8 protein-coding genes and 1 riboswitch are annotated in these 11,236 nt (G+C 40.2%); of the genes, 3 read left to right on the plus strand and 5 right to left on the minus strand.

All coding sequences use genetic code 11. The features are described from left to right. Positions 1 to 415: 415 nt before the first annotated feature. On the minus strand, positions 416 to 2,263 hold the full coding sequence (locus tag L652_RS0108300; protein WP_024603399.1) for a TonB-dependent receptor: 1,848 nt from the start codon (positions 2,261 to 2,263) through the stop codon (positions 416 to 418). A gap of 340 nt (positions 2,264 to 2,603) precedes the next feature. Between L652_RS0108300 and L652_RS0108305 the strand changes: the two genes are divergently transcribed. Continuing rightward, the gene (locus L652_RS0108305) at positions 2,604 to 3,092 is read left to right on the plus strand and encodes a peptide-methionine (S)-S-oxide reductase (RefSeq protein WP_024595192.1); all 489 of its coding nucleotides are present in this window, start codon (positions 2,604 to 2,606) and stop codon (positions 3,090 to 3,092) included. A 233-nt stretch (positions 3,093 to 3,325) separates the two neighbouring features. Here L652_RS0108305 and L652_RS0108315 read toward each other — a convergent pair whose 3' ends face one another. From L652_RS0108315 to L652_RS0108330, 4 genes are all read right to left on the minus strand, one after another. Further along, positions 3,326 to 3,877: a DUF4136 domain-containing protein gene (locus L652_RS0108315; RefSeq protein WP_024595193.1), complete on the minus strand. Its 552-nt coding sequence runs from the start codon at positions 3,875 to 3,877 to the stop codon at positions 3,326 to 3,328. A 108-nt stretch (positions 3,878 to 3,985) separates the two neighbouring features. Then, a complete protein-coding gene (locus L652_RS0108320) occupies positions 3,986 to 6,763 on the minus strand; it encodes an ATPase (RefSeq protein ID WP_024595194.1) in 2,778 nt (925 codons plus the stop codon). Next, positions 6,760 to 7,308, minus strand: a complete 549-nt coding sequence (locus tag L652_RS0108325; protein ID WP_024595195.1) for a hypothetical protein — start codon at positions 7,306 to 7,308, stop codon at positions 6,760 to 6,762. Before L652_RS0108325 ends, L652_RS0108320 begins: the two co-directional genes overlap by 4 nt. A gap of 3 nt (positions 7,309 to 7,311) precedes the next feature. Beyond that, the gene (locus L652_RS0108330) at positions 7,312 to 8,583 is read right to left on the minus strand and encodes a hypothetical protein (RefSeq protein WP_024595196.1); all 1,272 of its coding nucleotides are present in this window, start codon (positions 8,581 to 8,583) and stop codon (positions 7,312 to 7,314) included. A 222-nt stretch (positions 8,584 to 8,805) separates the two neighbouring features. Between L652_RS0108330 and nhaD the strand changes: the two genes are divergently transcribed. Beyond that, complete coding sequence (gene nhaD / locus L652_RS0108335; protein WP_024595197.1) at positions 8,806 to 10,053, plus strand: sodium:proton antiporter NhaD; 1,248 nt, start codon at positions 8,806 to 8,808, stop codon at positions 10,051 to 10,053. Positions 10,054 to 10,154: 101 nt separating this feature from the next. Next, positions 10,155 to 10,327, plus strand: a riboswitch (Lysine riboswitch). 75 nt (positions 10,328 to 10,402) lie between these two features. After that, positions 10,403 to 11,236: aspartate kinase (locus L652_RS0108340; protein WP_024603400.1), on the plus strand; the 834-nt coding region annotated here is incomplete at its 3' end.

Genomic DNA, 11,236 nt, shown 5'->3' on the forward strand with positions numbered 1-11,236 from the left:
ATACAGCATCTACTTAAATAAAAGCGTGCTTGGATACCATTCAGTTTGTGAGAATAGAAAGTCAGGGCTTTATCTACGGAGCAGTATTAAATACTAGACGCGAAGGCAAGCTCACTGACTTCGATGTGATAAATGATAGCTAATCATTTATCAATGAGAGATACAAGACGTGAAGCTTGCTTACGTGACAGGCAAAGCCTGTAAAACTGATTTATTCACAAAGAGGGGAGGAGGCGCTGCGCTTTTAGAGGAGGAGATTAATTTAAAGTAATAGTTGGCTTTTGTTTTTCTCATTTACTCCTAATTCTTTTCTCTTTGTGTAATATTTTTTCCTAAAAACTGCACTTTTATATAAATAAACACAGCGTTTACAAACCAAAGTATAAATTGAGTTCGTAAACGCTGGCTTTATTTTCTACCAGCTATACGTTGCGCTTAACGTATATTGCTCACCGCGCCCAGGTGTACCTGGTATTTCTTCAAACGACTCATCCCATAAGTTATCTGCCGCTAAGGTGATAAATAAATTACTCAACTGTGGCGGCGTTATTTTAAGCGTTAGCTGGGTAAATAACGCATTGTCATTGCCGTTTCTAAGTGAATTTTTGTGTTGTGTACGCCATTCGTTATCTATTCTAAATTCTAAAATATCAGTTGGGTTGTACACAGCGCCAAGTGTTAAACGGTGATCAGGAAAGTTTAACGCGTAAAAGCTGGCATCAATATCGGCTGCGCCGTAGTTTTCTGATTTATGTAAATAGGTGTAGCTTGCTATAAGCTTTGCTGTATCAAAGTGCTTAGTCGCTAAAAATTCAACCCCTGCAGTATCAATATCTACTGGGTTTGCAAAGCGCGCTGAGGTTGAATCAAAATTAAAGGTCCAATCGGTCAAGTTATTATCTTTTCGATAAAAAATAGCCGAGTTTAACTGCCAGCTTTGTTCTTCAAGTAATAAACCTAGCTCCAAGTTTGATGTGGTTTCGCGCTCAAGGTTGTAGTTACTTCTAAATAACCCGCCAGAGTCGCTNATGGCTGTGTAGCCTGCAACTTGACTCGCCTCTGCGTACGATAAATAAAACGTGTGCTCAAAACCTTTGCTGTTTTGTGTATTAAGCGTTATATCACCAATAAGTGACAGTTCAGAGTCGTCTCTATTTGTATCGTCAAACGCAGCACCTAAACGAAATGTAAGTTGTTTATTATCCTCAAGCGCCATTTTGTATTCAGGCAATACGCTTAATTTATAATACTTACGTGAGGTAAAGTTGTTTTCGAGTGTGGTTGATTCAATCGAGTCATCAATAAATTGTGCAGAGTAATTTATTGCCAGTGCATCGCTTTGTGCATGGCGACCCGAAAGTCCAAACGATTTAACTTCGCTTTTATGAAAAGCTTCAAATGCACTAGGATTTTCGCGCGAGTAAATATAGTGATCGTCATGGGTACGATAATAAGCAGATACTTCAAAGTTGCTGTTATCAGCGTAGTTTTGCTTGTGATTAAGCATCCAAAGACGGGTTTCTAAATCTTCAGTTTCGTTAACGCCAAAAGGGGTGTACAAGTTAGGCCAGCCAAAAAACTTATCTTGTGAGCCAAAAAACAAATCTGTTTGGCTATGCTCGCTTGCTAATTGCACGCGAGCTGAGGCGCGCGAGAAGTCATGATCGCCATTATCAATGGTGCCATCACTTTGCGAATGAGAATACTCACCTTCAAAGCCCAGAGTATAGTTAGCTAAGCTATCAAGTTGTGTGTTTTTAGCAGCGTGAATACTTTGCAGATTAAAGTCGTTTGTACCAGTACCAAGGGATACACTACCGCCAGTAATAATCGGTTTCCAACCAAACGAAACTGTACCTACAGAGCTATTCATACCGTAAAGTGCGTTATCGGCACCGGTTAAAACATCTGGGCCGGTTAGCATTTGCGGTGCAATGGGTATTTCAGCAAAATAATGCCCAGATTGCGGGTCAAGCAGGGTAACGCTTCCTACTCTAAAACCGGTGTTTTCGAAAATACCGCCGCGTATAGTTACATCAGCCTGCGCCTCAGCCATATTACGCGATTGTAAATCAACACGGGGGTCATATTCTAAATTAGAAATAGGCGAGTCGAATGTACCTACTGGCAACTTATTTGCAGTGGGTGAGGCCTCAACCGTTATTTTCTCGATTGCCGACTCATCAGATAGCGTATTAGCATTAGCAAATGCAGTAACGCTGCATAATATTGCAGGCATTATAAGGTGTGGTGTGCGATTCATGTGTTTCTCGTCATTTTTTATTTGTAGCTGTGGTTACAATTAATTTAAAAGCTTATATTTGAGCATGATAAAATAATTAAATGTAACAGCAGTCATTTTGTGCGCGATTGTACATTAATTTGTTAATAACTGCATTTGATAACCATTTACGTAATACCGGCTTTATTAAAAACGTGGTCATTCTATCGTATTAAATAGCGCACTCACTGCGTTAAAAATTATTTATATAGAACAACTATATGTCATAATTTTCGCCTTGTTATTGCGCTATTTTCTTGGCGCTATAATAGAACATTATTTTAATGCAATCGGTATAATTACTTATTAGGTAACATTTATAATGGATACTAAAGAATATAATACTATTTACTTTGCTGGTGGCTGCCTGTGGGGCGTACAAGAGTTTTTAAAGCACTTACCAGGCGTAATAAGTACTGAAGCAGGTCGCGCTAATGGTACAAGCAAAACCACTGACGGCGAATACGATGGTTATGCCGAATGCGTAAAGGTCATTTTTGATTTAAAAGTCGTTAGCCTAAATAAGCTGTATGACTACTTTTTTGAAATTATTGACCCATACAGTATTAATAAACAAGGGGATGACGTAGGCCCTAAATACCGCACTGCTATTTATAGCAAAAACCAAAGCCATTTAGATGCAGCAAGCAATTATATAAACAAGCGCAGTGATGCCGATAAAATTGTGGTAGGGGTAGAGCTGCTAACTAACTACGTGCCAAGCGATCCTGAGCATCAAGACCGTTTAACTAATTATCCTGATGATTACTGCCATATACCGCTTGAGTTATTGCATAAGTATAAATCGTAAATTTGAGTAGGGTAAGCGCACAAAGATAAGTAATTAGAAGCTATCGCTTCTCGCGTAAGCAAGCTTAGCGCCTACGGGTAAAGTTTGACGCGGTGTTTTTTGTAGACGTGCAGCTTGCTGACGTGACGAGCGCAGCTCATAATTATTTAAACCTGAAGTCCCAAAAATACATACCCACAAAAAAGCTCACGTACTGTGAGCTTTTTTAAAACTTACTTATAGCTAATTTTAACTTACTGCTGCTTTTGCGGCGGGAAGTTACTTAATATTTCGCTCACTGTCTTATTAATTGATGCTTCACGTTGTTCTGGCGATTGGTTTTTCTTTAATCGGCCTTCTTTTGCGCCGCGCCATACTAGCTGGTTAGATTCACGGTCTACAATATCAATAATCAGTGTGCCCACTTCGTATTCACGCGCGGTTGTGTCACGTTGAAAACCAGTACCCCAATAACCCCAATGCGGGCGGTAGTTTACATTAAATGTATCTACTTCAAGCTCTTTATCTACCGATGCATGATAGTTAACAAGTACATCAGCATTTGCTGCATCAACTAAGCTCATACCTAGTGTTTGGCTCAGTTCTGCGTTAACGGCAGTGCGAACACGTTTTTCCATTAGGCCATTAATTTGGTAATTATTTGTGTCTTTAGTTAGGCTGGCGTTTTCTACCCAAGCAAATGTTTTAAAATTACTAAAGTTGGCTGATTTATCGTAATCCCAATCAGGGGTTTGTGTACAGGCTGTAAGTAGTGCTAGCGCTGCAACAATAAGTATATTTTTCATTACGTTTGCTCCAATAGAATGCATTAATTTAAAATAACACACATAGTTTAAATGTGTATTATTTAAACGTCCTATATTTTAGTTTAGTTGGTTTGCCTTAACGGCCAATTAATTGTGTTCAACTTCAATCCAATCTTTTTCATCTACCCAGTTTTGTGCACCGTCTTTTACCGAGCGAATCGGCACAATGTAGTCACAACTTATTTGCGGCTTAACTGAGGCAAATATAGGAACAAAACCAAAGCTTAGTGCGGTTTCTATAATTGCTTTTTGATTTTGTGGGTCAATGTCGGCCGCTTCATCTATGTAAATAGGTATACGGTATAGGTTTTGTTCCTGATCGCTTAATAAGTAACGAATAAACAACATGCCACACAATAACTTAATCGTAATACGTGTGCCGTTTGAACCTGCAGAATCTATTTTTTCAAAGTGTTCGGTTTCACCTGCGCGGTTAACTACTTCAAATCGAATATCAAATAAATCGGTAAGTGTTAAGCCCGCTTTATCTGATGCGAGTTTAATTAAGTGATCTTTTGCTTCGTTTACCGCACTTTCGCTGTACGGTTCTTGGCTAAGTAAATCAAGCGTGTCACCTTGCTCAAACTGATGCGACGTACTGATAATGGTATCGATACTATCAACCAGCATTTTGCGAGGTATTACGTTAATTTTAAACGCTTGCAGGTTTGAAATTCGGTGCTGGCTTATGCCTTTATTAAAGCTATTCATTTCGCGGCGAAGTCGGTCTAAATCTTCTCGCAAGCCTTTAATCGTTGCGGCAACCTCGGTAAGCGCAACACGCGCTTGGCGCTCAACGGCATCGCGTTCGTTATCAATATTATGAAAGGCGCTTATTAGCTTTTGATATTTAGTGTATTCGTCATTTTCGTTGTCGAATTTAGTAATACCCGCGTTATATACATGCAAATAGGTGTTGCGTACGTTTATGTCAAAATTACGCAGCTCTTGGCAGTCTTTATTAAAGTGATGAACAAGGTCGCTTAAGTTATCAAAGTCGACTGTAATATCAATCATATACGGGGTTACTTTACCGCTGTATAAATCAAGCGTGTGGTCAATTCGCTCGCTCTTAACTTGGCGTAAGCGCTCAGTTTGGCGATCAATTTGCTCTTGTTTCGATTTAATTAACGAGCGACGATCGGCAATTGAGCCACTATTTTTTTGAATATCTTGCAAGTAGTCGTCAACTTGTTCGCGCTCAGCTAATAACTGCTCTTTTAGCATGGCTTGCGCTTCAACCGATAGCTGCATTACATCAAACTGCTCTAAGCGTTTTAGCGCGCTCTCTGCACTCATAAGCTCATCGTATAACGCGTCTTTTTCTTTTTGCTTGTCGGCAACGTTTGCAGCAACATCGCGCTGTTGCTTAAACTCTTTAAGTGAATGCTCAAGTGCATTTAACTGAGCGGTTAATTGCTCTTTGTTTTCGCCGCTTTGCATTTGCACAGGCGAGAGCTTTTTAAGCTTAATGCTCGCACCTGGTAGCGTTAAGACGCCGCCTTTAACGTTTTCACTTAATAGCGATAAAAATTCCCCAAACGCGTCTTCGTCATCAATGGTTATATCGCCATTAGTGGTGGTTGCAAACGAGAGAATATCAGGGTTTAAAATGCGCGATATTTCTTCTACTTCTTTTAACGAGAGGTCTTCGCGCATGCGGGTAAACAAATTAAATTCAAGATTTTTAAGTTGCAGCTTTAGGCTCTTAATTTGTTTTTGTGTTTCGCTGATGCGGTAGTCAAGCGTGTGCAGGCTTTGCCCTTGTGCGCTAGTTATAGAGTGCGAAAGCGACTCGTAATCTTGCTTTAACTGAGTCAGGCTGGTTTTAAGGGTGGCTTTATTTACTAGTTCAAACTCGCTTTTAAGCGCATCGTAATCTAAAAACCACTGCTCAATTTGAGTTTGTCTGCGCTCTATATCACGCGATTGCTGTACGTATAGGCTTTGCTTTTGCTCAAACTCGTGTTTTTCGTGCTCTATATCTTCAAGGGCTATGGCAAGCTCAGAGAGTTGCGACTCTTGATAGGTATCAAAATCAATCAGTGCTTGGTCAATTTTAGGCGCGTATGCGGCTAATTTACCTTTAAGCACGGTTTGGTTTTCAAGCATTGATTCAAGCGCGGCTATTGGCTCTTGCATTGACTCAAGGGCTTTTAATTCGCGTTTTGAGCGATTTACTTTATCAAATGAGCGACGCCATACTTCATAAAAGTCGACTTTAGAGTTCGACATATGGCGTTCAAACACGCGTAACATAAAGCGTTTTACGTCGCTTGCGCCTAATTTGTGTAAGTTAAGAATACGTCTAAATATTTCTTTATAAATAGAGGAGTCTTGCACATTATTAAGCGGGATCATTTTTAGGTTAATGTCGCCGTCAAAAGGCGTTGCGCCGCCAGTAAGTAGCGCGTTTAACTCTTGTGCTTTAAGCTCAATAGGGTTGTAGTTAAGCGATTTTAAATGGTTGAACAGCTTGGTAAATTTAATAATAGTTTTACCTTGCGTGTACTGCTCTAAATCAAGCTTTCCTTGATAACAAAAGTACTGATGCGCGTAACCGGCAATTTTACCAAGGCCTGCCACGCCTATTACTACCGAGCCATGAGGCAAGTTAGCTTCTAGTAAAATGTACGACTGATCGGATGAAAAATAAAACTTACGGGTTTCATCTAAATCGTGTCCGTCCCATTCTGTTAAGCGTAAATCGTTAATAAGCGGAAACTGCAGGGCGTTAATAACCGAGCTTTTACCGGTGTTATTGGGCGCGCAAATAGAGCTGCTTTTATCAAGCGGGATCACACATTTTGCATAGCCTGCGGTGTTAAGTAGGGCGAGTTTGCTTAGTCCGTATAGATTTTTCATTCCTCGTCCTCTGTAATGTAGGTTTCTTCGTTTACTTCCATGAGTGCATCTATGTAGCGGTGAATTGGCGCTTGTAGCATAAAGCCGCCTTCTAGTTCACGGGCTAAACCTAAGCGCACCATGCGCAGGTAAACGTCTTTACGCAAATCCGATCCCGAAAATATCTCAAGCTGATCAAACAAATGTTTGTTAATTTGCACCAGCGTTTGCATAAGCTCTAAATCGTTTACGTCGTCAAACAATGCGCGCATTGGGTCTTTACCCGTATTGGCGTAGTGCTCAATTAAAATGTAAATGGTGAGCGCGATAGCGCGAGATATTTTGCCCATATTTGGCGTACTTTCGTCGCTACCAAAATAATAAAAGCCACGGCTGTCGTGTTTTAAATCGTTACCTAAAGCGGTAAATAGGGCGGTGTAGTCTTCTATGTGTTGGTCAAGCTCTTGCCACATTACGTTGTCTTGCTCGCAAATGTGATAACCCGCTACTAATTTTTTATTAATGGCTTGTAGATGGGTTAGCTCGTCTAAGTTTATGTGTGTCATGGTTTATTTACCTGCCTTTGAATCTGGCTGAGGCTCTGAATTAAATGGATATAAAGAAAAGTGCTGACCGGCAATTTTTACGCGGGCTTTTTCATCGCTTTGAATTATTTTAATATCGCTGTCGCTGACTAATTTTTGATACAAAAATAGCATTTCGTCGGCATCGAGATCTGGATAGCTTTCGTCTAAAAATTGCAGCAAGGGCTGCGGCTTTTTGCGTTTTTTATTAAAGCGCTTAGCAAAGTTGGTTTTAACATCGTTGTAGTCAGGAATATTAGGCGTAACAAATGCAGGCACGTCTTGCTGGTCAGGCAATTGGTATTCTTCGTGTTCAAATTCAACCAAGCTTGCCATGTAAGCCACAATATGGCGTTGCTGACCAAGCGAATATCGCTGCGCGTCGCTTACAAAATGTGGTTGCACAGCACTTAGCATATTGTCTACGCCATTTTTACGTACAAGCCCAAGTACTTTGGCTGCTTGGCGAGTAATTAAGTTATTACGGCGTAGCTCCTCGCGCAGTGGCATAAGCATATCGGCACTTTTACGTAAGCTTTCTCGGCCCATTAAATGCATTTCGAGTATACGGGTACGTAATTGCTCCAGCATACGTTTGTCGTTATACGCTTTACCTGAGCGCTCAATGTGCAGTATTTGCTTACTTATTTGCTCTTCAATGAGGGTAAAACATGCATGAAACTCACCACGAATATCAACCATTTCAAGCATGGGCTCTATGTATTCGTCAAACGCTTCTATTACCGCTTTATAACGCTTTTGCAGCGATTGCACCGCATTATTAGATTTAGCTTGTTCAACAATATTTAAAATAGCGTTTTCGTTGTGCGTATAGAGCTTCATTATTTTACGCACCCGATCATCCATAATGCGGCTGTAGCGGCGTAAATCGTCAAAGTCTTCTATTTCGCCAGCGTTATCTAGGCGATTTCCTAAACGTGCCAGGTCGTCTACTAATACGCTAATTTCTTGCGCTAAACCTAAATGCTCTTCTTGCAGTAAAAAAGTAGCAAAATCAGCAATAGCACGATTTATTTCAAGCTGAGAGGATTTAGCCAGTGGAATTAAAATATCTTGATTTAACAAACGATTTGTTTCTTTATAAATGCGTTCGTTTGACCACGTAGGCTGCTTTTGCTTAATCGCGTTTTGTACGTCTTTTAGGCTAAAGTCAGCCATTTTAAAACGTTTAAATAATAGCTCTAATACACCCCAATGTTCGGTTATGGTGTTTAGCAGCTTTTTAGCTGGGATCATAAGGGGTTACAACATCCTAGTATTTTATTATTGAGTTCTTTTAGAAGACTCATTATTACGTATTTTTAATTAACCTTGTCTGTATATAGTATTCGTTTTTAAGACCATTTAATAATAGTTTTTGCATAGAGGCAGTGCTAAAATTCGCGCCGAAAATAGGCACATGAAATGGAATGTTATTTGTGTGTTCTTTAAAACTATATCAAAGGTTGTTTAACTACCATGGTTTCCTCGATTATTCTAACCCTGATAGCGATTGCATTTTTACTGATCGTTATAGAAGATATAATCCATGTAAATAAAGCTAAAACCACGCTGTTTTTTGGTACGCTTTGCTGGATTCTTCTTTTTATATACCCCCTACACGGGCAAAGCCCCGATACGATTCAACATCTTTTAAATGAAAATATTTTAGAAATTGCCTCATTATGGCTATTTTTAATGGCTGCAATGACCTTTGTCGCGTATTTAAATTCAAAGGGGTTTATAGAAAATATTGTGCACCGTGTTATGCCAAAAAGTATTAGCGAAAAAAAGCTCATGTTTTTGGTGGGTGGTTTTGCGTTTTTGTTTTCGTCGATTTCAGATAACGTAACAGCGACGCTTATATCGCTTGCGGTTGTTATGTCGTTAAAGCTTGAACCTAAAAAACTCATTAAATACGCCACGCTTATTGTGTTTGGAGTGAACTCAGGTGGGGTATCGCTAATAACAGGTGACGTAACCACACTAATGATATTTTTAGATGGCAAAGTAACCATTGCTCATTTATTACTACTTATAGCGCCAGCACTTGCAAGCGTTATGCTGCTTGCCGCGTTACTGTCTATAGGTATGAAAGGGCGTGTTGAGTTTGCTAGTGCAGGTAAAACCCGCATTGAAAAAACCGACATAACCATTGCTGTTATATTTTTATCTACCGTAGTGAGCACACTTACGCTGAGTGTAATTTACAGCGTACCGCCTTTATTAACCTTTTTGTTTGGCTTATCAGTGATGTTTTTAGTGGCGCAATTTTTAATGCGTAAAAAAGACATAAACAAAGACATAATCGATTTTGTTCGCGATATAGAATACGACACATTATTGTTTTTTGTAGGCGTACTTTTACTTGTAGGTGCACTTAAAGAAATTGGTATGTTGAGTAAATTTACCGACCTATACACGGTAATGGCACCAGAATACGCAAACTACTTAATGGGCATATTATCAGCTGGGGTCGATAACGTACCGCTTACCGCTGCATTATTAAAAGCCAATATAGTAATGAGCCAACAACATTGGTTGTCATTTACGTATGCAACGGGTGTGGGCGGTTCAATGCTTATTATTGGTTCGGCTGCGGGCATTATTGCCATGAGTAAAGTTAAAGCGCTTACCTTTATGAGCTACTTGCGTTTATCGCTGCATTTATTAATTTGTTACACGGTTGGATATGCGGGCTCGTATTACATGGGCAGTTTTATTTAACTCATAAATTATTAAATGCTTGACAGCTAGACGTCTAAACGATAACTTTCAAAGCCCCGCTACTTAGTGGGGTTTTGTTTTATTAGCCACTGGTTAATAAAGCATTCAGAAGAGGTGCGATACTTAGGTACTTAATGTTAGGCGACGAAAGCCGATGATCATTAAGGAGGGAAGTACTCGCCGAGGAAAATAATGGTACGTCGTCATTGTTTTTCGGTTTATGGGGCTGAATCCTCAAAACTGTCACCAATATAGGTGGAGAGCTTCTGGCAGTGGACTTATCTTCAAGCATTCCTTTGCCAAGTTCTTCTTGTTTTATTGCGGTTTGGATACCGCGAAAGGAGACTAAATGACTACCCAATCAGTGCCACAAACAGTATCAGGCGCAAAATCAGATTACATCGTTGCCAAATTTGGCGGAACAAGTGTTGCAAATTTTGAAGCGATGAGTCGCTGTAGCGAAATTATTGTTGCAGATAAAAGCGTACGTATTGTTGCCGTGAGCGCCAGTGCCGGCGTAACTAATCACTTAGTTGCACTGTGTAAATCAAGCATTACTTCAAGTGAGCGCCAAGAACACATAAATGGCGTTCTTGCTATTCAACAAACTATTTTAGATGAATTATCGCTAGATGCCGATTTAGCTGTTGGCTTTAACGAAACCCTAAAAGCATTTCAAACATTGGCTCAAGAGCCACTAACAACCGATCAGCAACACGACGAGCTACTTAGCTTTGGTGAGCGTTTGTCGTCGTATTTATTTGCACAGGTACTTCGTTTACAGGGCTTAAATGCCGATCGCTTTGATGTGCGCAAGGTGCTTAAAACAGACAGCCAATTTGGCAAAGCAACGCCCAATGTTTCAGCCACAGCGCAAGCTGCTAAAGAGCATTTAATTCCGTTATTAGACGCTCAAGTAATTGTAACTCAGGGATTTATTGGTAGTGACGAATACGGTCACACCACAACGCTAGGACGTGGTGGTTCTGACTATAGCGCTGCATTACTAGCTGAAGCGATTAACGCTAAAAGTGTGCATATTTGGACCGACGTAGTGGGCATTTTTAGCACCGACCCGCGTTTGTGCGCAAAAGCGACGCCTATTGCACGCTTAAGTTTTGACGAAGCCGCTGAAATGGCAACCTTTGGCGCAAAAGTATTACACCCAGCAACTATTTTACCA

Origin of the sequence: Pseudoalteromonas sp. TB25, from assembly GCF_000497995.1 — a bacterium.
Classification (GTDB): domain Bacteria; phylum Pseudomonadota; class Gammaproteobacteria; order Enterobacterales; family Alteromonadaceae; genus Pseudoalteromonas; species Pseudoalteromonas distincta.